The organism is Streptomyces sp. Z26 (assembly GCF_003665095.1).
Lineage (GTDB): Bacteria > Actinomycetota > Actinomycetes > Streptomycetales > Streptomycetaceae > Streptomyces > Streptomyces phytohabitans.
Window position 1 is genome coordinate 6,435,001 of record NZ_RCHV01000002.1, and the last position, 23,007, is coordinate 6,458,007.

Sequence of the window (23,007 nt, forward strand, 5' to 3'; positions counted from 1 at the left end):
GCGTGGTGACTGCGTGCCTTTTGAAGAATGAGCCTGCGAGTTTGCGGCATGTTGCGAGGTTAACCCGTTGTGGGGGAGCCGTAGCGAAAGCGAGTCCGAAGAGGGCGTCTGAGTAGCGTGTTCAAGACCCGAAGCGGAGTGATCTAGCCATGGGCAGGGTGAAGCGGCTGTAAGAGGTCGTGGAGGCCCGAACCCACCAGGGTTGAAAACCTGGGGGATGACCTGTGGTTAGGGGTGAAAGGCCAATCAAACTCCGTGATAGCTGGTTCTCCCCGAAATGCATTTAGGTGCAGCGTCGTGTGTTTCTTGCCGGAGGTAGAGCACTGGATAGGCGATGGGCCTTACCGGGTTACTGACCTTAGCCAAACTCCGAATGCCGGTAAGTGAGAGCACGGCAGTGAGACTGTGGGGGATAAGCTCCATGGTCGAGAGGGAAACAGCCCAGAGCATCGACTAAGGCCCCTAAGCGTGTGCTAAGTGGGAAAGGATGTGGAGTCGCAGAGACAACCAGGAGGTTGGCTTAGAAGCAGCCATCCTTGAAAGAGTGCGTAATAGCTCACTGGTCAAGTGATTCTGCGCCGACAATGTAGCGGGGCTCAAGCACACCGCCGAAGTCATGTCATTCGAGCATTAACCTCTAACGGGGGCTCGGATGGGTAGGGGAGCGTCGTGTGCCGGGTGAAGCAGCCGTGGAAGCGAGTTGTGGACGGTTCACGAGTGAGAATGCAGGCATGAGTAGCGATACGCACGTGGGAAACGTGCGCGCCGATTGACTAAGGGTTCCTGGGTCAAGCTGATCTGCCCAGGGTAAGTCGGGACCTAAGGCGAGGCCGACAGGCGTAGTCGATGGATAACCGGTTGATATTCCGGTACCCGCTGTGTGGCGACCAACGCTGAATCAGGTGATGCTAAGTCCGTGAAGCCGCTCCAGCTCCCTTCGGGGTGTTGGGGTGTGGTGGAGCCGACGGTCCAAGTCTGTAGTAGGTGAGTGATGGGGTGACGCAGGAAGGTAGTCCAGCCCGGGCGGTGGTTGTCCCGGGGTAAGGGTGTAGCCCGTTGTGCAGGTAAATCCGTGCAACTTGTGGGTGAGACCTGATGCCGAGCCGATTGTGGTGAAGTGGATGATCCTATGCTGTCGAGAAAAGCCTCTAGCGATGTCGTACGGCGGCCCGTACCCTAAACCGACTCAGGTGGTCTGGTAGAGAATACCGAGGCGTTCGGGTGAACTATGGTTAAGGAACTCGGCAAAATGCCCCCGTAACTTCGGGAGAAGGGGGGCCACGTCTGGTGATCCAATTTTCTTGGTGAGCTGGGTGTGGCCGCAGAGACCAGCGAGAAGCGACTGTTTACTAAAAACACAGGTCCGTGCGAAGCCGTAAGGCGATGTATACGGACTGACGCCTGCCCGGTGCTGGAACGTTAAGGGGACCGGTTAATCAGGATTCGTTCTGGTGAAGCTGAGAACTTAAGCGCCAGTAAACGGCGGTGGTAACTATAACCATCCTAAGGTAGCGAAATTCCTTGTCGGGTAAGTTCCGACCTGCACGAATGGCGTAACGACTTCTTGACTGTCTCAACCATAGGCCCGGTGAAATTGCAGTACGAGTAAAGATGCTCGTTTCGCGCAGCAGGACGGAAAGACCCCGGGACCTTTACTATAGCTTGATATTGGTGTTCGGTTCGGCTTGTGTAGGATAGGTGGGAGACTGTGAAGTGGCCGCGCCAGCGGTTGTGGAGTCGTTGTTGAAATACCACTCTGGTCGTGCTGGATGTCTAACCTGGGTCCGTGATCCGGATCGGGGACAGTGTCTGGTGGGTAGTTTAACTGGGGCGGTTGCCTCCTAAAGAGTAACGGAGGCGCCCAAAGGTTCCCTCAGCCTGGTTGGTCATCAGGTGGTGAGTGTAAGTGCACAAGGGAGCTTGACTGTGAGACTGACGGGTCGAGCAGGGACGAAAGTCGGGACTAGTGATCCGGCGGTGGCTTGTGGAAGCGCCGTCGCTCAACGGATAAAAGGTACCCCGGGGATAACAGGCTGATCTTCCCCAAGAGTCCATATCGACGGGATGGTTTGGCACCTCGATGTCGGCTCGTCGCATCCTGGGGCTGGAGTCGGTCCCAAGGGTTGGGCTGTTCGCCCATTAAAGCGGTACGCGAGCTGGGTTTAGAACGTCGTGAGACAGTTCGGTCCCTATCCGCTGCGCGCGTAGGAGTCTTGAGAAGGGCTGTCCCTAGTACGAGAGGACCGGGACGGACGGACCTCTGGTGTGCCAGTTGTTCTGCCAAGGGCATGGCTGGTTGGCTACGTTCGGGAAGGATAACCGCTGAAAGCATCTAAGCGGGAAGCCTGCTTCGAGATGAGGGCTCCCACCCCCTTGGTGGGGTTAAGGCTCCCGGGAGATGACCGGGTTGATAGGCCGGATATGGAAGCCTAGTAATGGGTGGAGTTGACCGGTACTAATAGGCCGAGGGCTTGTCCTTAGATGTTCGCGTCCACTGTGTGGTTTCTGAGACCACAACCGCCGTATACGGTGTGTTGGGTTGGGTTTCGGTGGTTATAGCGTGAGGGAAACGCCCGGTTACATTTCGAACCCGGAAGCTAAGCCTTTCTGCGCCGATGGTACTGCGAGGGGGACCTCGTGGGAGAGTAGGACACCGCCGAACAATCATTGTGGAACAGCCCCGTCGGCTTTTGTGCCGACGGGGCTGTTTCGCGTTCGGAAACACCCCCACAAGCCCACCCGCCGGCCCCGCCCACCCTCCGGGTAAGGTCTCGGGTGTCGAGCGCATGACCGGGTTCGACCACGCACCACGTACGAGACAGCACCGGACAGAGCGGGAGGCCGAGGGTGGAGGTCCAGGAGACGGCGGCCGGGACGGACCGGGTCCTCAACGTCCCGAACATCCTCAGCATGGCCCGCCTCGTCGGCGTCCCCGTCTTCCTGTGGCTGGTCCTGTGGCCCGAGTTCGGCGGCCCCAACAGCGACGGCTGGGCCCTCCTCGTTCTCGCGCTCAGCGGCATCAGCGACTACCTCGACGGCAAGCTCGCCCGCCGCTGGAACCAGGTCAGCAACCTCGGACGCATCCTCGACCCCGCCGCGGACCGCCTGTACATCCTCTCCACCCTGGTCGGCCTCACCTGGCGCGGTGTCCTCCCGCTGTGGCTCACCGGCGTACTCCTCGCACGCGAGCTGCTGCTGCTCGTCATGGTCTGGATCCTCGACCGGCACGGCTACGCGCCCCCGCAGGTCAACTTCCTCGGCAAGGCCGCGACCTTCAACCTCATGTACGCCTTCCCGCTGCTCCTCCTCAGCGACGGTTCCGGCACCGTCGCTTCCGTGGCCGCGGTGTGCGGTTGGGCTTTCGCCGCCTGGGGTACTGCGCTCTACTGGTGGGCAGGGATTCTCTACGTGGTCCAGGTCCGCCGTCTCATCCGGGCGGACGCCGCCACCGACTGAGCCTGCTCGCCTGCTCGACGCTGAGCGGCCGGGACCGGCTGCCCGTAATCTGGGACCGCTGGGGTCATCGTGGACGGGGCAGTCGGTTCCACTGTCTGTCGTTTTTGCGAGGAGGACATTTCCGATATGAAGGCCGTCGTAATGGCTGGGGGCGAGGGCACACGCCTTCGCCCCATGACCGCGAGCATGCCCAAGCCGCTGCTGCCCGTGGCCAACCGTCCGATCATGGAGCACGTGCTGAAGCTGCTGAAGCGGCACGGGCTCAACGAGACGGTCGTGACCGTCCAGTTCCTCGCCTCCCTCGTCCGGAACTACTTCGGTGACGGCGAAGAGCTCGGGATGGAGCTGACGTACGCGAACGAGGAGAAACCGCTCGGCACCGCGGGCAGCGTGAAGAACGCCGAAGAGGCCCTGAAGGACGACTCGTTCCTCGTGATCTCCGGTGACGCGCTCACCGACTTCGACCTCACCGACCTCATACGCTTCCACCGCGAGCACGGCGGTCTCGTCACCGTCTGTCTCACCCGAGTGCCCAACCCCCTCGAGTTCGGCATCACCATCGTCGACGAAGAGGGCCGGGTGGAGCGCTTCCTGGAGAAGCCGACGTGGGGCCAGGTCTTCTCCGACACCGTCAACACCGGCATCTACGTGATGGAGCCCGAGGTCTTCGACTACGTCGAAGCCGACACCTCCGTCGACTGGTCCGGTGACGTCTTCCCGCAGCTGATGAAGGAAGGCAAGCCCATCTACGGCTACGTCGCCGAGGGGTACTGGGAGGACGTCGGCACCCACGAGAGCTACGTCAAGGCGCAGGCCGACGTGCTCGAGGGCAAGGTCGACGTGGAGATCGACGGCTTCGAGATCTCGCCGGGCGTGTGGATCGCCGAAGGCGCCGAGGTGCACCCCGACGCGGTGCTCAAGGGCCCGCTCTACATCGGCAACTACGCCAAGGTCGAGGCGGGTTGCGAGATCCGCGAGCACTCCGTCGTCGGCTCCAACGTCGTCGTGAAGGGCGGCGCGTTCCTGCACCGCACCGTCGTCCACGACAACGTGTACCTCGGCGCGCACTCCAACCTCCGCGGCTGCGTCATCGGCCGCAGCACCGAGATCATGCGCGCCGCCAGGATCGAGGACGGCGCCGTCATCGGCGACGAGTGCCTGATCGGCGAGGAGTCGATCGTCCAGGGCAACGTCCGCGTCTACCCCTCGAAGAGCGTCGAGGCGGGCGCCTTCGTCAGTACGTCCGTGATCTGGGAGTCCCGCGGCCAGGCCCATCTCTTCGGCGCCCGGGGCGTGTCCGGCATCCTCAACGTCGAGGTCACGCCCGAGCTGGCCGTACGGCTCGCCGGCGCGTACGCCACCACGCTGAAGAAGGGCTCCACGGTCACCACCGCGCGTGACCACTCGCGGGGCGCCCGCGCGCTGAAGCGGGCGATGATCTCCGCGCTCCAGACGAGCGCGATCGACGTACGGGACCTGGAGAACGTGCCGTTGCCCGTCGCCCGCCAGCAGACGGCCCGGGGGAGCGCGGGCGGCATCATGATCCGTACGACGACGGGGGTGCCCGACTCCGTCGACATCATGTTCTTCGACGAGCGGGGCGCGGACCTCTCGCAGGGCAGCCAGCGGAAGCTCGACCGCGTGTACGCGCGCCAGGAGTTCCGCCGCGCGTTCCCCGGCGAGATCGGTGACCTGCGGTTCCCCGCCAGCGTCTTCGACTCGTACACGGGCTCGCTGCTGCGCGCCGTGGACTCCACCGGAGTCGCCGAGTCCGGCCTCAAGGTGGTCGTGGACGCCGCGCACGGCAGCGCGGGGCTCGTACTGCCCAGCCTCCTGGGCCGGTTGGGCGTCGACGCGCTGACCATCAACCCCGGGCTCAACGAGGGGCAGCCCACCGAGACCGCCAAGGAACGCCGGGCGGGCCTCGTACGCCTCGGGGAGATCGTCGCGTCGGCGCGCGCCGCGTTCGGGGTGCGCTTCGACCCGGTCGGGGAACGCTTCTCGCTCGTCGACGAGCGCGGCAGGATCATCGAGGACGACCGGACGCTGCTCGTCCTGCTCGACCTGGTGGCGGCGGAACGGCGCAGCGGCAAGGTCGCGTTGCCCGTCACCACGACCCGTATCGCGGAACAGGTCGCGGCCTACCACGGCACGCAGGTGGAGTGGACGACGACCTCGCCCGACGACCTGACCCGGGTCGGCCGGGAGGACGGCACGGTCTTCGGCGGGGACGGGCGCGGCGGCTTCATCGTGCCCGAGTTCAGCCCCGTGTTCGACGGACCCGCCGCGTTCGCGCGGCTGCTGGGGCTGGTGGCGCGCGCGCAGATGACGCTGAGCCAGATCGACGCGCGCATCCCGCAGGCGCACGTCCTGCGCGGCGACCTGGCGACCCCCTGGGCCGTCAAGGGCCTGGTGATGCGCCGGGTCGTGGAGGCCGCCGGAGACCGCCCCGTGGACACCACCGACGGCGTGCGCGTCGTCGAGCCCGACGGCCGCTGGGTGATGGTGCTCCCGGACCGCGCCGAGGCGGTCACGCACCTGTGGGCGGAGGGCCCGGACGACACCTCGGCGCAGGTCCTGCTCGACGAGTGGTCCGCAGTCGTGGACAGCGCCGGACGCTGAAGTCCCGCCGTACGCACGCCCGTACGGCATGAAGGACGCCTGAACGGGCCCACCGGACCGCACCGGTGGGCCCGTTCGGTGTCACCACTCTCGACGTGCGACGATGTGCGGCATGTCGCAGCAGCACCCCGGGCGGAGCACCGCACCGCGGCCTGCGCGTCCGGACGCGTCGATGTCGCTGCTGACCAACGTGATGGATCACAGCCTCGACGACGGATACGCCGAGGCCGCCGCCCGCCAGCACGCCGAGGGCCGTTCCGGGCTGCCCCGTACCCTCCACGCGAAGCTGTGGCTGGCCACGGGCCTGGTGCTGACCGCGCTCGTCGTCACCGTCGGCGCGGTCCAGGCACGCGTGGACGCGCCCACCGTCGCCAAGGAGCGCGGGGAACTCGTCGACCGGGTCGAGGAGGACACCCGCGAGGCCGACGCGCTGGAGGAGCGCATCGAGAAGCTCCGCCGGAGCGTCAGCGCGCGGCAGAACGAGGCGCTGGAACGCCACGGCGGGGACAAGGGCGCGCTCACCGCGCTCCTCGCGGGCGCGACCCCCGTCGAGGGCCCCGGCGTCGAACTCGTCGTGGACGACGCCGAGGACACCGGTGGCGGCGGTGACGGGCCGCGCGGCGACAGCAGCTTCTCCGACACCGGGCGCGTACGCGACCGCGACATGCAACGCGTCGTGAACGGCCTGTGGGCCGCCGGGGCCGAGGCCGTCTCCGTCAACGAGCAGCGTCTGACGGCGCTTTCGGCGATCCGCGCGGCGGGCGACGCGATACTGGTCGACAACAAGCCGCTCACGCCCCCGTACACGGTGCTGGCCGTCGGTGACGGCCGGAAGCTCGGCACCGCGTTCCGGGAGAGCGCGGACGGGCGTTACCTCCAGGTGCTCAAGGAAAGCTACGGCGTGCGCTACGGCGTTTCCGTACGGGAGGAGCTGCGGCTGCCGGCCGCGCTCAGCCTCTCCGTACGGACCGCGCGGCCCGCCGGGACAAGTAGCCCGTGAAGACAGGAAAGGGCAGCACATCGTGATCGCCGTACTGGGCCTCATCGTGGGAGTCGTGGCCGGACTCGTCGTCCGGCCCGTCGTACCGACGGTGATGGAGCCCTACCTGCCGATCGCCGTCGTCGCGGCACTGGACGCGGTCTTCGGCGGTCTGCGGGCGATGCTGGACGGGATCTTCAACGACAAGGTCTTCGTCGTGTCGTTCCTCTCCAACGTCGTCGTCGCCGCCCTCATCGTCTTCCTCGGCGACAAGCTGGGCGTGGGCGCGCAGCTGTCCACCGGTGTGGTCGTCGTCCTCGGCATCCGCATCTTCTCCAACGCGGCCGCCATCCGCCGCCACGTCTTCCGGGCGTGAGGCCGATGAGCGACGAGAACCCGAGGGGCGTCGGCGGCGACAAGCGGCAGGCCCTGCCCGCCGAGGAGCCCGCGCGCGACGCCCACGCCGCGGCGTCCGCCGACCGCGGGGGTGCCGAACCGGCGGGAAGCCCCGGGCGTCCCGGAAGCCACGGGGCCCCCGGCCACGACGAGCACGCGGGACGCGACGAGCGGGCCGCGGGGGAGGCCGTCACGCGCGGGAGCGACGAGGAGCCCGAAGGGGCACTCGCCCCGGAGGGCGGCGACGAACCCGGGGTCACCGGCCGCCAGCGGCTCGCGGCCGCTCTCTGGCCGCCGCGGGTGACCCGCGCCCAACTCACCGTCGCCGTGCTGCTGTTCGTGCTCGGCCTCGGCCTGGCCATCCAGGTGCGCTCCACGAGCGAGGGCGGTCCGCTGCGCGGCGCGCGCCAGGAGGACCTGGTGCGTATCCTCGATGAACTGGACGACCGTTCCGCGCGGCTCCAGGGCGAGAAGCAGCGCCTGGAGGGGCAGCAGCGGGAGCTGGAGAACAGCTCGGACCAGGCGGAGGAGGCACGCAGGCAGACCCGGCAGAAGGCACGTCAGCTGGGCGTGCTCGCGGGCACGGTGGGCGCCGAGGGGCCCGGACTGCACATCACGGTCCGCGACCCGGGAGGCGCCGTGGAGGCCGACATGCTGTTGGACACGATCCAGGAACTGCGCGCCGCGGGTGCGGAGGCGATCGAGGTGAACGACGTACGGGTGGTGGCGAGCAGTTACCTCCAGGGCGCCACGGACGTGCGGATCGACGGGAAGGCGGTCGCCCCGCCCTACCGCTTCGAGGTGATCGGCGAGCCGAAGGATCTGGAGCCCGCGCTCAACATCCCAGGTGGAGTCGTACAGACCCTGGAGAAGGAGCAGGCCGGTGTGGAGGTGTCCAGGTCGGAGAAGATCACCGTGGACGCCTTGCGTTCCACGAAGCAGCCTGACTACGCTCGGTCATCACAGTGAAGTGGCGATCGAGGCTTCAAGGGGGTCGGCGGGGGTGTAGTGGCCTCCGTGAGGGAAACTGGTCCGCCGCTGGGGATGTTCCCCGGGAATGTGGAATGGCCAGTGAGAACATCGAGGGTCTGTCCTGCCCCACGGGCGGGTCTGTGTCATGCGAGGGGAATCGCCCGTGAGTTTCTTTTCGAGGTTGTTCGGCAAGAACCGCAAGGAGGGTGGTGACGGCGACGCACGCCGGCACCGCGCCCCCCGACACGGTGACGCCCCCCGGGGCGAGGCCCCGGGCGACGAGCGGGAGCGTCCGCTCTTCCGCGACGAACTGGGCACCCCAGGTGCCCCCAATCCGGGTGGTCACGGCGTGGTGTCCGTTGACCCCGAAGCGACAGGCCGCATAGGTTTCGACGAACCATCAACCTCAAGTACGGGTGGAGGGTCTGCCTTGCCGGTCTGTTCGAGGTGCGGCACCCGTGCGGCGGAGGCCAGCCGCTTCTGCTCCAACTGCGGTGCGCCGCTGCGCGGCGGAGTGCCCGAGGGGCGCTCGGAGCAGACGTCCACGATCTCCATCTCCGGTATCGAGGCGCACGACTCGGAGACCACCGGCCAGCACATGATCGCCCTGCCCCCCGAGGCGCAGGCGGCCGTGGACGCCCTCCCCCTGGGGTCGGCGCTGCTGGTGGTCCGCCGCGGGCCGAACTCGGGCAGCCGCTTCCTGCTGGACGCGGAACTGACGACGGCCGGACGGCACCCGGAGGGCGACATCTTCCTGGACGACGTGACCGTGTCACGCCGTCACGTGGAGTTCCGGCGCGGCCAGGACGGCGGATTCACCGTCATGGACGTCGGCAGCCTCAACGGGACGTACGTCAACCGTGAGCGGATCGAGACCGCGATCCCGCTCGCCAACGGGGACGAGGTGCAGATCGGCAAGTACCGGCTGGTCTTCTTCGCGAGCCAGCGAGGCATCTGACCCGTCCCAGGGGAAGGTTCATGCTGCACACACCGTCGGGCGGCGCCGGGAACGGCGCCGCCACCGGGGAGGACGGCGGACCCATGAGCATCGGGGCCGCGCTCCGGATGCTGCGTGCCGAGTTCCCCGAGGTCACCATCTCCAAGATCCGGTTCCTGGAGTCCGAGGGACTGGTGGAACCGGAGCGCTCGCCGTCGGGGTACCGGAAGTTCCGTGACTCCGACGTCGAGCGCCTCGCGTACGTGCTGCGGATGCAGCGCGACCACTACCTCCCGCTGAAGGTCATCCGCGAGCACCTCGACGCCCGCGCGCGCGGCGAGGAACCACCCGTACCGCCCGCCCCGCGCCCCGGCGCGCTCCCCGAGCCGCGTGCCTCGGCGGACGTACGCCCCGGCGCCGCCGACCCCGTACGGCTCGGCAGGGCCGAGCTGGCCGCCGTCGCGGACGTCAGCGAGGACCTGTTCGCCGAGTGGGAGTCGTACGGGCTGCTCGCCCCGTACGAGGACGGCGCGTACGACATGGCGGCCGTCTCCGTGGTCCGACTTCTCGCGGACCTGGGCCGTTTCGGGTTGGAGGCGCGCCACCTCCGCTCCGTGAAGGCCGCCGCCGAGCGGGAGGCCGGTCTCGTCGAACAGGTCGTGGCCCCGCTCCGGCAGGCCCGTGATCCGCGTACGAGGGCCCGCGCCGAGGCCACCGCCGGGGAGCTGGCGGAGCTGGCCCAGCGGCTCCACACGGCGTTCGTACGGACCGCCCTGCGGCTGCCCGCGCCCTGACGGGAGCGCGACGACGTGCGCGCCGAAACACTGCCCGACTACCCAAACAGGCCGGGCACGTCCTAGGGTTGCTGTGTGAACGAGCTCGACGTCGTGGGTGTCCGGGTCGAAATGCCCTCCAACCAACCGATCGTTCTCCTACGAGAAGTGGGAGGCGACCGGTACCTCCCCATCTGGATCGGCCCCGGGGAGGCGACCGCGATCGCCTTCGCGCAGCAGGGGATGACCCCTGCGCGGCCACTGACGCACGACCTTTTCAAGGACGTGCTGGAAGCGGTGGGGCAGGAGCTGACCGCGGTGCGGATCACGGATCTGCGCGAGGGCGTCTTCTACGCCGAGCTGGCCTTCGCCAGCGGCGTCGAGGTCAGCGCCCGCCCGTCCGACGCGATAGCGCTGGCGCTGCGCACCGGCACGCCGATCTTCGGCAGTGACGGTGTGCTCGACGACGCGGGCATCGCGATCCCGGACGAGCAGGAGGACGAGGTGGAGAAGTTCCGCGAGTTCCTCGACCAGATCTCGCCCGAGGACTTCGGGACCAGCAGCCAGTGAAGGCGAAGCGCGTGCGGGACGCGAAGCGGACACGGGGGAGACCCGTGCCGCGGACAGCCGCGGATGTTTTCCCGGACCCGGGACACGTGAAACCACTCGTCGGGTGATTATCACTCGGCGTGCCGAGTGTGGCGATCGTTGACGCACCCCGGGCGACTGCCTACCTTCGGTTGGGCAGGTTCCGGGGGACTATCCCCGGGATGTGAAGGAGGAGGTCGGCGTGGGCAGCACCGGCGGAGAAGGCACGGCGGCGAACGGTTTCCCTCCACTCCAGGGGCCCCCGCCGCAGCCCGCCACCGAGGCCGTCCCGGCCGACGACAGCCCTGTGGAGCGGCTCGGCTACCGCGGCCCCACGGCTTGCTCGGCCTCCGGCATCACGTACCGGCAGCTGGACTACTGGGCGCGTACGGGCCTTGTCGAGCCGAGCATCCGCGCCGCGTACGGCTCCGGGACCCAGCGGCTCTACAGCTTCCGTGACGTCGTCGTCCTGAAGATCGTCAAACGACTGCTGGACACGGGCGTATCGCTCCAGAACATCCGTACCGCCGTCGAGCACCTCCGCTCGCGCGGCCGCACCGACCTGGCGCGCATGACGCTGATGAGCGACGGCGCCACCGTCTACGAGTGCGCGTCCCCGGACGACGTCGTCGACCTGCTCCAGGGCGGCCAGGGCGTCTTCGGCATCGCCGTCGGCGTCGTCTGGAAGGACGTCGAGGGCGCCCTCTCCGAGCTGCACGCCGAGCACGTCGACACCGGCGAGACCGTCGTCCGCGAGCACCCCGGGGACGAGCTGGCGCGCCGCCGGGGCAACCGTGCCGGGTGAGACTGTCAGTGGCGTGCGGCAGCATCGGGAGACGTGAGGTCCGCACCGACGATCCTGCATCTCGACATGGACGCGTTCTACGCCGCCGTGGAACAGGCGTCCAAGCCGAGCCTGCGCGGTAAGGCCGTCGTCGTCGGAGGGCTCGGCCCGCGCGGGGTCGTGGCCACCGCGTCGTACGAGGCCCGGCGCTTCGGGGTGCACTCGGCGATGCCCACGGCCCAGGCCCGCAGACTCTGCCCCAACGCGGCGTACCTCGTCCCCCGCTTCCCCCTCTACCGTCAGGTCAGCGACGTGGTGATGGGCCTGCTGCGGGAGCTGTCACCCCTGGTGGAGCCGCTCAGCCTCGACGAGGCCTTCGTCGACCTGGAGGCGGGCGGCACCCCCGCCGAGGCGGCCGCCGTACGCGCCGTGGCGAGGCGCCTGCGGGCCGACATCCGAGCCGCGACCGGGCTCGACGGGTCCGTGGGACTGGCCGGTTCGAAGCTGCTCGCGAAGATCGCGTCGGAGGACGCCAAGCCCGACGGGCTCGTGGTCATCGAGCCCGGCACGGAACGCGACCTGCTCGCCCCGATGCCCGTACGCACACTGCCCGGCATCGGCCCCGCCACCGCCGAGACCCTCCGCCGCGCCGGGATCACCACAGTGGGCGAGACCGTGGAGGCCGGGCAGGACGAGCTGCTGCGGCTGCTCGGCCGGGCGCACGGCACCGGCCTGTACGCCATGGCGAACGGGATCGACGAGCGCCCGGTGGTGGCCGAACGGGACGCCAAGTCCGTGTCCGTCGAGGACACCTTCGACGTCGACCTCACCGACCGCACCCGCGTACGGAACGAGCTGGGGCGGCTGGCGGAGCGGTGCGTCGAGCGGCTGCGCGCGGCGGGCCGCTCGGGCCGTACGGTCGTCATCAAGGTGCGGAGCTACGACTTCTCCACCCTGACCCGTTCCGAGACGCTGCGCGGCCCCACGGACGACCCGGCCGTCGTACGGGAGGCCGCGGCCCGGCTCCTGGACGGCGTGGACACCACGGCGGGCGTACGGCTGCTGGGCGTCGGCGTGACCGGACTCGCCTCCTTCACTCAGGAGGACCTCTTCGCGCAGGCCGCGGGAGACGCGCGGCACCCGGTGGCCGACACCGACGCGGCCCGCACGGAGACCGGTCTCCCCGACGGGCCGGAGCCCGCGCCCGGAGGCGCGGACGGGCCACGGCACGCGGCGGCGGACGACCCGCCCCGGCGGTGGCTCCCGGGCAACGACGTGGCGCACGCCGCGCACGGGCCCGGCTGGGTGCAGGGGAGCGGCGTGGGGCGGGTGACCGTACGGTTCGAGGGGCCGGGGACGCCGCCGGGCCGCGTCCGTACGTTCGCCGTGGACGACCCGGAGCTGAGCGCGGCCGACCCGCCGCCCCTCACGGCGTCACCCGCCCACCCGGACGGGCCGGACGACGCCGCGGGCGGTCAGCCGTCGGCGCCGGCGATCCGGCCGAAGTCGGTGTCGGGTGGGCGCGGCGCGGACGGCTCGCCGCCGGTGGGCACGTCGAGCCCGTAGTGGTGGTAGAGCTGCAACTCCTGCTCGGGCGACAGATGGCGGCCCACGCCGAAGTCGGGGGCCTCCTTGATCAACGCGCGCTCGAACGGGACGCGCAGCACGTCGCCGTCCAGCTCGCTCGGCTCCAGCGGGACGAACGCGTCGCGGCTGAACAGCCCGGTGCGTACGGCCGCCCACTCGGGGCGTCCCGTGGCGTCGTCGAGGTACACCTCGTCGACGGTGCCGATCCGCGCACCGTCGCGGTCGAACGCCTTCCGGCCGATCAGGGTCCGCGGATCGATCTCGGTATGCACGGCCACTCCCACTGCTCGCGGTCACTCCGGACGCCCCCGGGAACAGAATCCCCCAGGAAGCGCGAAAGCGACATTCCGGGGCGGGCGGTGACGCTGCCCGGTTCCCGTTCCCCACCGCGCTGGTACCCTCGGAAACGGCTGTCGACCCCGTACGGGAGAGTCCTCCGGAAAGTCCCGGAGGCGCCGAAGGAGCAACTCCTCCCCGGAATCTCTCAGGCACACGTACCGTACGGACGAGGTCACTCTGGAAAGCAGGGCGGGCCGCGGACGAGCGCCGAAGTCCCCCTCACCGACGGTGAAAACCGGGCGGCCCGGCACCCGGGCGGGCCGGTGAAGCTCTCAGGTCCATGACAGAGGGGGAGGCCGTCCGGGCACCTCGACCGGTGCCCCTCGTAGGTCGCACAGACCCAGGAGGCCCCCGCAGATGACCGACAACCGCACCTCACTCACCGCGCTGGAGCAGGCCGCGCCCTTCGAGCGCCGCCACATCGGGCCGGACGCGGAGTCCCAGGCGAAGATGCTGGCCCACGTCGGGTACGGCTCCCTCGACGAGCTGACCGACGCCGCCGTACCCGGCGTGATCCGGAGCACCGAGGCCTTGGCGCTCCCCGACGCGCGGGGCGAGGCGGAGGTCCTGGCCGAACTGCGCGGTCTCGCCGGGCGGAACGAGGTGCTGCACCCCATGATCGGCCTGGGGTATCACGGCACGTTCACGCCCCCGGTGATCCTCCGGAACGTGCTGGAGAGCCCCGCCTGGTACACGGCGTACACGCCCTACCAACCCGAGATCTCCCAGGGCCGCCTGGAGGCCCTGCTCAACTTCCAGACCGTCGTCTCCGACCTGACCGGCCTGCCGACCTCCGGCGCCTCCCTGCTCGACGAGCCGACCGCCGCCGCCGAGGCCGTGGCGCTCTCGCGGCGCGTGGGCAAGGTCAAGCAGGGCGTGTACGTCATCGACGCCGACTGCCTGCCGCAGACCGTCGCGGTCATCCGTACGCGTACGGAACCGGCCGGGGTCGAGACCGTCGTCGCCGACCTCAGCGACGGCATCCCGGCCGAGGTGGCCGAGCGCGGCGTGTTCGGCGTCCTCGTGCAGTACCCGGGCGCGTCCGGCGCCGTACGAGACCCGCGCGCCGTCATCGCGCAGGCGCACGAGCTGGGGGCCGTCGTCACCGTAGCCGCCGACCTGCTGTCGCTCACCCTGCTCACCTCGCCCGGCGAGCTGGGCGCGGACATCGCCGTCGGCTCCAGCCAGCGCTTCGGCGTCCCGATGGGCTTCGGCGGGCCGCACGCGGGCTACATGGCGCTGCGCGACTCGTACGCGCGGAGCCTGCCCGGCCGTCTCGTCGGCGTCTCGAAGGACGCCGACGGCAGGCAGGCGTACCGGCTGGCGCTCCAGACCCGCGAGCAGCACATCCGCCGCGAGAAGGCCACCAGCAACATCTGCACCGCGCAGGTGCTGCTCGCCGTGATGGCCGGGATGTACGCCGTCTACCACGGCCCCGACGGCCTCGCGGACATCGCCCGCCGCACCCACCGCTACGCCGCGCTGCTCGCCGCCGGGCTGCGCGCCGGGGGAGTGGACGTCGTGCACGGCGCCTACTTCGACACCGTCACCGCCCGCGTCGAGGGGCGGGCCGCGGAGGTCGTCGCCGCCGCGCGGGAGGCGGGCGTCAACCTGCGGCTGACCGACGCCGACCACGTCGGCGTCTCCTGCGACGAGACGACGACCCGCGCGCAACTGACCGCCGTCTGGGGCGCGTTCGGCGTCGAGGCCGACGTCGAGGCGCTGGACGCCGTGACCGGCGACGCGCTCCCCGCCGACCTGCTCCGCACCGACGCGTACCTCACCCACCCGGTGTTCCACGAGCACCGTTCCGAGACGGCGATGCTGCGCTACCTGCGCCGCCTCTCCGACCGCGACTACGCGCTGGACCGCGGCATGATCCCGCTCGGCTCCTGCACGATGAAGCTGAACGCCACCGCCGAGATGGAGGCGATCAGCTGGCCCGGGTTCGCCGGGCTGCACCCCTTCGCGCCGGAGGATCAGGCGCGGGGCTTCCGTACGCTGATCGACGAGCTGGCCGAGCGGCTGGCGGAGGTCACCGGCTACGACACGGTCTCCCTCCAGCCCAACGCCGGCTCGCAGGGCGAACTCGCCGGGCTGCTCGCCGTACGGGCCTACCACCGGGCGAACGGCGACACCGGCCGCGACGTCTGCCTCATCCCCTCCTCCGCGCACGGTACGAACGCCGCCAGCGCGGTGATGGCGGGCATGCGGGTCGTCATCGTGAAGACGGGCGCCGACGGCGACGTGGACGTCGCGGACCTGCGCGCCAAGATCGAGCAGCACGGCGAGCGGCTGGCCGTGCTCATGGTCACCTACCCGTCCACGCACGGTGTCTTCGAGGAGCACATCACCGACATCTGCGCGGCCGTGCACGACGCGGGCGGCCAGGTGTACGTGGACGGGGCGAACCTCAACGCGCTGCTCGGGCTCGCCAAGCCCGGCCGGTTCGGCGCCGATGTCTCGCACCTCAACCTGCACAAGACCTTCTGCATCCCGCACGGCGGCGGCGGCCCCGGCGTCGGCCCCGTGGGCGTACGCGCGCACCTCGCGCCGTACCTGCCCAACCACCCCCTCCAGCCCGCGGCCGGGCCGGAGACGGGCATCGGGCCGGTGTCCGGCGCGCCGTGGGGCTCGGCGGGCATCCTGCCGATCTCGTGGGCGTACGTACGGCTGATGGGCGCCGAGGGTCTGCGCCGCGCGACGCAGGTGGCGGTGCTGGGCGCGAACTACGTGGCGAAGCGCCTGGAGCCGCACTTCCCCGTGCTCTACACCGGACCCAACGGGCTCGTCGCGCACGAGTGCATCATCGACGTGCGGCCGCTCACCAAGGCCACCGGCGTCAGCATCGACGACGTCGCCAAGCGGCTGATCGACTACGGCTTCCACGCGCCGACCATGTCGTTCCCGGTCGCCGGGACGCTGATGATCGAGCCCACCGAGAGCGAGGACCTGGCCGAACTCGACCGGTTGTGCGAGGCGATGATCGCCATCCGCGCGGAGATCGACCGGGTCGCGTCGGGGGAGTGGGACGCGGAGAACAACCCGCTGCGCAACGCCCCGCACACCGCCGCCCAGCTCGGGCGCGACTGGGACTTCCCGTACAGCCGCCAGGAGGCGGTCTTCCCGGCCGGGGTCGAGGCGTCCGACAAGTACTGGCCGCCGGTGCGGCGCATCGACGGCGCGTACGGCGACCGGAACCTGGTCTGCTCCTGCCCGCCGGTCGACGAGTACGACAGCTGACGCGTACGGCGGCGGACATGAAGGGGGGCCGGTGCGGCTGACGACGCCGGGCCGGCCCCTGTCCGTACGGTGCCGCGTCAGGCGGCGGTGATGACCTGCTCGCTGTCGAGCGGGCGGTGCGGCGCGATGACCTTGCCGTCCGGGAGCAGCTCACCGGTGTCCTCGAAGAGCAGGACGCCGTTGCACAGCAGGCTCCAGCCCTGCTCGGGGAAGTGCGCCACGAGGTGCGCGGCCTCCCGGTCGGCGGATTCGGCTGTCGGGCACGGTGGCTTGTGCTGGCACATTTTCGGTGTCTTCCGGTGTGTGGTGGTCTCTGTTCCGCGGCTCGGTGCGTTCTCCATGGCCGCCCCCCGTTTCCTCGGTCAGTCCCCAGTGTTGCCCCGCCGGGAGGAATCCGCAGGCATTTCGCCGCAGTGCTCCTGACTCGTCTGAGACGCGTCCACCCGGCCGGGCGGTTGCCCCCGGAAAGGGGTCCCTTCGGGTGGTCGGGAGAACGCGGAGGGCTACTCCGCCGGGGGTACGGACCCGTCCCGTACGGCCGTGCGCGCGCGTACGGGCCCGGAGCGGCGGTCGGCCGGCGTGCCGCCGTGTCGCGGGCGGGACGCCGGCCGGGGACCGGTGCTCTGACGGGCCGGGCGGAACGGGTGGTGTCAGACGGCCGTGCCGGAGGGGACGGTCGTACCGAGCAGCTTCGCGGAGGCCACCAGCCGGTGCGTGAGCACGGGCAGCAGCGCGTCGACCCGGTGCGGCTGGTGCGCGGCGATGCCGGGCGGCGACGGGGCCAGCGGGATCAGCAGGTCGGAGGCGGCCGGGGAGCCCTCGGCGGGGTCGGCGTCGGCGTCGCCGTGCAGCCACAGCGTCACCATGTACAGCTCGGGCACCGACAGCAGACGCGGCTGGTACGCCAGCGGCAGCACGTCCGCCTGCTCCATGGCGCGCCGCGTGGAGGACGCGTACGGGCCCTGACGGAAGTGCTCGAACGACCAGCCCCCGGCGGTTCCGCGCACCTCGGCAGCGCCGACGACCACGGGTCTGCCGCTGCCCGGCCCGTCCCCGCCCGGTTCCGTGTCGCGCAGCAGGAACCGCCAGCCGGTGAGGCGGGTGACGGGTGGGCCCTGCCGCTGTCCGACGTGCGCGATCTCGTGCACGGGCAGGGCGAGGTCCGGACGTGGCGTGCCCGGGAGCCCGGAGGCGGGTGAGTCGATCGCGTCGAGGACGCCGCGCAACGCGGAAGCCGGAGCCGGGGACATACGCAGGGGCATGATGGGTCGCCTCTCATGGGAGACATGGCTGTGCGAGGGCGGTGCGCGACGGCACTGTCGGCGTACGGAGGGCCGCGGACGGCGGCCGGGAGGGCGTCGACGGTCACGGGCCGGTCGAGCACCCAGGTCTCTGCCTCGTCCTCGGAGCTTATACGACGTTTGTTCCCACAAGGTTTCGGCTAGTGACTCACCAGTATTTCCGCAAGGGGAAATCCGGGCGGTGTGAGAGACGCATTTCTCCGGGTACGCGGTGTCCGTATGCCCGCTGCCTCGGATTCCCACCGGGAAATGGTCGGCCGAAAGACGTCGATGCATTTCGTGGGACGTTATGCATATGGAGTGGGTCACCGCCGTATGCCGAAGGGATGTGCCGACGGCGTTCCCATCGCAGCGTAACCGCCGACGACCTGCCCGGGGAGGCGTTATCGATCATACGGACGGGCATCAATCCCTCGTCATACGTGTGACTCCCGGCCGTCACCGGCCGCACGCCCCGAGCACACCACCCCGCAGTCCCCGTCCCCGACCCGTGGTCCGCAGCACAAGGAGGAACGCCCCGATGGGAGAGAAGGTCGCGGCCGACAGATTCGGCCTGACCGACCGGCAGAGGTACCGCGCGAAGCTGCGGCTGTGCCTGGAGGGACTCGAACGCCTCCTGCGGGAGCAGCGGTTCGACCGCCCCCGCGGACTGATGGGGCTGGAGATTGAGCTGAACCTCGCCGACGCCGGGGGCCTGCCCCGCATGCGGAACGCGGAGGTCCTGGAGCGGATCGGCAGCCGCGACTTCCAGACGGAGCTGGGCCAGTTCAACCTCGAAGTGAACATCGTGCCGCACCAGTTGACGGGCCGGGTGTTCGACCAACTGGCGGAGGAGCTGCGTACGGGCCTCGCGTACGCCGACCGGCAGGCGCGCGAGGTCGACGCGCGGATCGTGATGATCGGCATCCTGCCGACGCTCACCGGTGAGGACCTGGTCTCCGCGAACCTCTCCGCCGTCGACCGCTACACCCTCCTCAACGACCAGATCATGGCGGCGCGGGGCGAGGAGGTCACCCTCGACATCCAGGGCGTCGAGCACCTGCGCTACGTCTCCGGGTCGATCGCGCCCGAAGCGGCCTGCACCTCCGTGCAGTTGCACCTCCAGGTGACGCCCAACCGCTTCGCGAACGTGTGGAACGCCGCGCAGGCCATCGTCGGCCCGCAGATCGCGATGGGCGCCAACTCCCCGTTCCTCTTCGGCCGTGAGCTGTGGCGCGAGTCCCGCCCGCCGCTGTTCGCGCAGGCCACCGACACCCGGCCGCCGGAGCTGGCCGCGCAGGGCGTCCGCCCGCGTACGTGGTTCGGGGAGCGCTGGATCGACTCCGCCTACGACCTGTTCGAGGAGAACGTCCGCTACTTTCCCGCGCTGCTGCCCCTGCTGGAGGACGAGGACCCGCGCGTGGAGCTGGACGCGGGCCGGACCCCCGCCCTGCCCGAACTCGTCCTGCACAACGGCACCGTGTACCGCTGGAACCGGCCCGTGTACGGCGTCGCCGACGGCGTGCCGCACCTGCGGGTGGAGAACCGCGTGCTGCCCGCCGGGCCCACCGTGGCCGACGTCCTCGCCAACACCGCGTTCTACTACGGCCTGGTGCGGGCCCTCGCCGACGACCCTCGGCCGGTGTGGAAGCGCCTCCCGTTCGCCGCCGCGCGGGAGAACTTCGACAACGCCTGCCGCCACGGCGTCGACGCCTCCCTGACCTGGCCGCGCCCCGGCCGAGGCGGACTGGCCAGCGTCCCCGCGGTACGGCTCGTACGGGACGAGCTGCTGCCGCTCGCCGCCTCGGGCCTCGACGCCTGGGGCATCGAGCCGGGCGACCGCGACCGCTACCTGTCCATCATCGAGGAGCGCTGCCGCCTCCGTACGAACGGCGCGGCGTGGCAGGCCGCCTCGTTCCACCGGGCGCAGGCGGCCGGGCTGGACCGGGAGAAGGCGCTGACCGCGATGACCAGGAGGTACTGCGAGCTGGTCCGTACGGAGGAGCCGGTCCACACCTGGCCCGTCGGCCCGTGACGTAGCGCGCCCCCGGGCCCGGTGCCGCACCGGGCCCGGGGGCGCCGTACGCCCCGTCGCCGCCGGGCCCGTGCGGTCGTCCGGCCGTGCTCACCCCGCGTGGCCCGCCGACATGATCGCCTTGAGGATCACCTCGCGGATCTGGCCGGGGTCGTCGACCCGGTACGAGGAGCCGCTCGTCGCCTCCGCGATCTCCCGGCACGCCTCCTCGTCGGCGTCCGGGCCGACCGCGATGGCGATCAGCGGTACGGGCCGTTCCGGCCCCGCCAACTTCCGCAGCTCCTTGACGAGTTCGCCGCGGGTGACGCTGCCCGGGTCCTCGTTGGCGCCGTCGGTGAGGATGACCAGCGCGTTGAACCCGCCCTTCGTGTACGTGTCGAGCGCGTCCCTGTACGCCGCCAGCGCCGTGTCGTACAGCCCCGTCGCGCCGCCGGGGATCGGCTCCAGGCCGCCGATGGCGGCGGTGAGCCGGTCGCGCTGGGTGCCGCCGTCGTCGGTGCGTTCACCGAGGCGGGCGGCGGGCACCAGCTTGCGGTAGTCGCGCTTGCCCTTCAGCCGTACGGCGAAGTCCCACAGCCCGATCTCGTCGCTGTCGCTGAACTGCGCGAGGGCCTGGAGCAGCGAGCCCTTCGTGACGGCCATCCGGCTCTCGCCCCCGCCACCCGGCACCGGCGACGACATCGACGCGGAGGCGTCCACGACGGTGGTGAGCCGCACGCTCTGCACGGTGATCGTCCACATGCCCAGCACCGCGCTCAGGTCCTTGCTCTTCGGCGGGTCGGCCGGCGGTTCGCCGTACGGCTGCGGGTCGCGGCTGCCCGCCGTGTGCGACAGCTCGTCGTCGGCCTGCCCGTGCCCCTCGCGGAATCCGTGCCGCTGGAGGACGCGGCGGCCGGACTCGCTGCCCAGCAGCGTCTGGAAGCGCGTGACGGCGCGCGTCCTGGTGTTGTCGTGGCTGTCGGGGTCGAGCACCGTGTACGGGTAGTCGAGGAACGCGGTGGAGTCGTCGGGGGAGAACAGCCGCAGGTCGGGGGCGTCCTGGCGGCCGGTGTTGTGGGTGTACGCGGCCTGTTCGGACAGCAGCAGCGCCTGGTTGCGCTGCGGGTTGCCGCTCTCGGCGCCGGTCGCGTCGCGCGGCAGGGTGGCGAGGACCTGCGGGTCGCCGGGCGCGGTGCGTTCGGAGAGGAGCTTGACGATCGCGGCGGCCCGTACGTCCGCGTCGCCCTTCCCGGCCGTACCGCCCTTGCCGCCCTTCTCGTCCTTCCCGTCTTTCTTCCCCGCGGCCGCGGGCTTCCCGCCGCTCTCCGTGGACTGCTGGATACGGGCGAGGGCGAGCAGCCCGGACGCGCTGCGCGTGGGATCGGCGCTGCCGACGCGCAACGCGCCCTCCTGCGCGGCGCCCGCCAACTCCGCCCAGCTGTACGTCCGTTCCGGCCAGCCCAGTTTCTCCGCCTCGTCGGGTAACGCGGCGAAGCCCAGCGGGGAGGAGGCGACGCTGCCGGTGGTGTCGAGCGGCACGGCCTTCCCGTACGCGGTGGCGCGCGTCACCCACAGCGCCGAGTCCGGCACCCACACGTCGAAGCCGCTGGCCGAGCCCCCGCCGAGGGTGCCCGCCATCTCGACGCCCGTACGGTCGCTGACCCGTACGTCCAGGCACTGCCCGTCGGACGTGGTGCCGTCCTCGCGCGCGCGGTCCGCGACCGCGCGCAGCGCCGGGGCGACGGACGGCTCGGCGGCGACGCGCAGGCCGACGGTGTTCCCCTCGCAGGGTTCGTCGAACGGCAACATCCCGCTGCGCGCGGCCCCGACCGTACCGGCGCCCAGGGCGAGGACGACGGCGGTGGCGACGAGGACCGTACGGCGGCTGGGACGGCGCCACGGCAGCGGGCCCGCCGGACCGGGCCCGCCGGGCGGCGGCGGGTCCGCGGAGCCCCCCGCGGATGACCGGCCGGGGCGATCCGGCAAGCTGTGACGTCCCATGGTGTGCGCGCCTCCTTCTCGGAGCTTCGCGATCCACATCGGAGGTAGGGACGGCACACCTGTCGGCCGGCGCTCGCCCCCGGCCTGTCGCGAGCGATCTTCGTACGTGCAGTCGAGACCCTAGCGCCACGGGGGACCGGATGCGGCGGGATCGTGGAACTGGAGGAGATTGTGCAGTCGGAGGCGGGTGACCCCGCGCACCGTTCGTACGAGGACGGGCCGGAACGTACGATTCTGCGCCGCGAGGTGCTGCTCGTGCTGGCGCTGTCCCTCGGGGCGAGCGCCGTGTCGTCGCTGATCAGCTTCGCCGGTTCGCTCACCGAACCGGGCGGACTCGCGGACCAGGCGGCCCAGTTGAACACCTCGCGGGCGCCCGACCGGCCGTGGCTGGACCTGGCCTGGCAGCTGTTCGGGATCGCGACGGCGCTCGTGCCCGTCGCCCTGGTGGCGCACCTGCTGACCCGCGAGGGCGCCGGGGCGCCCGGGGGAGGGCTCCGCGCGCTGGGCCTCGACCGGTCGCGGCCGGGCTTCGACCTGAGCCGGGGCGCGGCCCTCGCGGCGGCCGTCGGCGGCACCGGGCTGGCGTTCTACCTCGGGGTGCGGGCCGCCGGGTTCAGCCTCACCGTCGTACCGGAGAACCTGCCCGACGTGTGGTGGAAGATCCCCGTACTGGTCCTCTCCGCGGTGCAGAACTCCGTACTGGAGGAGGTGATCGTCGTCGGCTACCTGCTGCGCCGCCTCGACCGGCTCGGCTGGAGCGCGCACGCCGCCCTGGCCGCGAGCGCCGTGCTGCGCGGCACGTACCACCTCTACCAGGGCGTCGGCGGCTTCCTCGGGAACATGGCGATGGGCGTGCTCTTCGTGCTGCTCTACCGCCGCTGGGGCCGGGTCGGGCCGCTCGTCGCGGCGCACGCGTTCATCGACGTCGTGGCCTTCGTCGGGTACGCGCTGCTGGCGGGCGAGGTCGACTGGCTGCCCACCGCCTGACGGGGCGTCGGGACACCGGGATGCGGCGCGTACGCCCCCGGCATCATGG

At 70.5% G+C, this 23,007-nt stretch carries 17 protein-coding genes, 2 rRNA genes and 1 riboswitch (1 of these 20 only partly in view); of the genes, 15 read left to right on the forward strand and 4 right to left on the reverse strand.

Annotation, left to right across the window (positions count from 1 at the left end; translation table 11 throughout):
- The 12 genes from D7M15_RS27880 to D7M15_RS27935 all read left to right on the forward strand — a co-directional run.
- Positions 1-2,479, forward strand: a 23S ribosomal RNA gene (locus D7M15_RS27880) (it extends 650 nt beyond the left edge of the window).
- 66 nt (positions 2,480-2,545) lie between these two features.
- Positions 2,546-2,662 (forward strand): 5S ribosomal RNA (gene rrf, locus D7M15_RS27885).
- Positions 2,663-2,847: 185 nt separating this feature from the next.
- The gene (locus tag D7M15_RS27890; protein WP_121520021.1) at positions 2,848-3,456 is read left to right on the forward strand and encodes a CDP-alcohol phosphatidyltransferase family protein; all 609 of its coding nucleotides are present in this window, start codon (positions 2,848-2,850) and stop codon (positions 3,454-3,456) included.
- A gap of 126 nt (positions 3,457-3,582) precedes the next feature.
- Positions 3,583-6,078, forward strand: coding sequence for a mannose-1-phosphate guanyltransferase (locus tag D7M15_RS27895; protein ID WP_121520022.1), 2,496 nt, complete (start codon positions 3,583-3,585; stop codon positions 6,076-6,078).
- A 103-nt stretch (positions 6,079-6,181) separates the two neighbouring features.
- Positions 6,182-7,078, forward strand: a complete 897-nt coding sequence (locus D7M15_RS27900) for a DUF881 domain-containing protein (RefSeq protein WP_121520023.1) — start codon at positions 6,182-6,184, stop codon at positions 7,076-7,078.
- A 22-nt stretch (positions 7,079-7,100) separates the two neighbouring features.
- The gene (locus D7M15_RS27905; protein WP_121520024.1) at positions 7,101-7,433 is read left to right on the forward strand and encodes a small basic family protein; all 333 of its coding nucleotides are present in this window, start codon (positions 7,101-7,103) and stop codon (positions 7,431-7,433) included.
- A gap of 5 nt (positions 7,434-7,438) precedes the next feature.
- Positions 7,439-8,422: a DUF881 domain-containing protein gene (locus D7M15_RS27910; RefSeq protein WP_121520025.1), complete on the forward strand. Its 984-nt coding sequence runs from the start codon at positions 7,439-7,441 to the stop codon at positions 8,420-8,422.
- Between the two features lie 433 nt (positions 8,423-8,855).
- Positions 8,856-9,383 carry an FHA domain-containing protein gene (locus tag D7M15_RS29470; protein ID WP_276314480.1) on the forward strand — a complete coding sequence of 176 codons (528 nt, stop codon included), beginning with the start codon at positions 8,856-8,858 and terminating at the stop codon, positions 9,381-9,383.
- A gap of 20 nt (positions 9,384-9,403) precedes the next feature.
- On the forward strand, positions 9,404-10,156 hold the full coding sequence (locus D7M15_RS27920) for a MerR family transcriptional regulator (RefSeq protein ID WP_121520027.1): 753 nt from the start codon (positions 9,404-9,406) through the stop codon (positions 10,154-10,156).
- Between the two features lie 75 nt (positions 10,157-10,231).
- Positions 10,232-10,705, forward strand: coding sequence for a bifunctional nuclease family protein (locus tag D7M15_RS27925; protein ID WP_027750355.1), 474 nt, complete (start codon positions 10,232-10,234; stop codon positions 10,703-10,705).
- 220 nt (positions 10,706-10,925) lie between these two features.
- Positions 10,926-11,528, forward strand: coding sequence for a MerR family transcriptional regulator (locus D7M15_RS27930; RefSeq protein WP_121521542.1), 603 nt, complete (start codon positions 10,926-10,928; stop codon positions 11,526-11,528).
- Positions 11,529-11,561: 33 nt separating this feature from the next.
- Positions 11,562-13,073, forward strand: coding sequence for a DNA polymerase IV (locus tag D7M15_RS27935; protein ID WP_121520028.1), 1,512 nt, complete (start codon positions 11,562-11,564; stop codon positions 13,071-13,073).
- Here D7M15_RS27935 and D7M15_RS27940 read toward each other — a convergent pair.
- Entirely contained in the window at positions 12,983-13,366 is a 384-nt protein-coding gene (locus D7M15_RS27940; RefSeq protein ID WP_121521544.1) for a PRC-barrel domain-containing protein, read from the reverse strand. The genes D7M15_RS27935 and D7M15_RS27940 overlap by 91 nt on opposite strands.
- Positions 13,367-13,508: 142 nt before the next feature.
- Positions 13,509-13,604, forward strand: a riboswitch (glycine riboswitch).
- 186 nt (positions 13,605-13,790) lie between these two features.
- On the opposite strand from D7M15_RS27940, the gene gcvP reads away from it, so the two are divergent.
- Positions 13,791-16,676: an aminomethyl-transferring glycine dehydrogenase gene (gene gcvP, locus D7M15_RS27945; protein ID WP_121520029.1), complete on the forward strand. Its 2,886-nt coding sequence runs from the start codon at positions 13,791-13,793 to the stop codon at positions 16,674-16,676.
- Positions 16,677-16,753: 77 nt separating this feature from the next.
- On the opposite strand, the gene D7M15_RS27950 is transcribed toward gcvP, so the two are convergent.
- Together D7M15_RS27950 and D7M15_RS27955 are read right to left on the reverse strand one after the other, a co-directional pair.
- Positions 16,754-16,960: a DUF5999 family protein gene (locus D7M15_RS27950; protein WP_165906344.1), complete on the reverse strand. Its 207-nt coding sequence runs from the start codon at positions 16,958-16,960 to the stop codon at positions 16,754-16,756.
- A gap of 366 nt (positions 16,961-17,326) precedes the next feature.
- A complete protein-coding gene (locus D7M15_RS27955) occupies positions 17,327-17,938 on the reverse strand; it encodes a hypothetical protein (RefSeq protein ID WP_121520031.1) in 612 nt (203 codons plus the stop codon).
- Positions 17,939-18,497: 559 nt separating this feature from the next.
- Here D7M15_RS27955 and D7M15_RS27960 point away from each other — a divergent pair.
- Positions 18,498-19,991, forward strand: coding sequence for a glutamate--cysteine ligase (locus tag D7M15_RS27960; protein WP_121520032.1), 1,494 nt, complete (start codon positions 18,498-18,500; stop codon positions 19,989-19,991).
- A gap of 90 nt (positions 19,992-20,081) precedes the next feature.
- Here the strand turns inward: D7M15_RS27960 and D7M15_RS27965 are convergent, their stop codons facing one another.
- Positions 20,082-21,971: a substrate-binding domain-containing protein gene (locus tag D7M15_RS27965; RefSeq protein ID WP_121520033.1), complete on the reverse strand. Its 1,890-nt coding sequence runs from the start codon at positions 21,969-21,971 to the stop codon at positions 20,082-20,084.
- A gap of 171 nt (positions 21,972-22,142) precedes the next feature.
- On the opposite strand from D7M15_RS27965, the gene D7M15_RS27970 reads away from it, so the two are divergent.
- A complete protein-coding gene (locus D7M15_RS27970) occupies positions 22,143-22,958 on the forward strand; it encodes a CPBP family intramembrane glutamic endopeptidase (RefSeq protein ID WP_121520034.1) in 816 nt (271 codons plus the stop codon).
- The last annotated feature ends 49 nt before the right edge of the window (positions 22,959-23,007 follow it).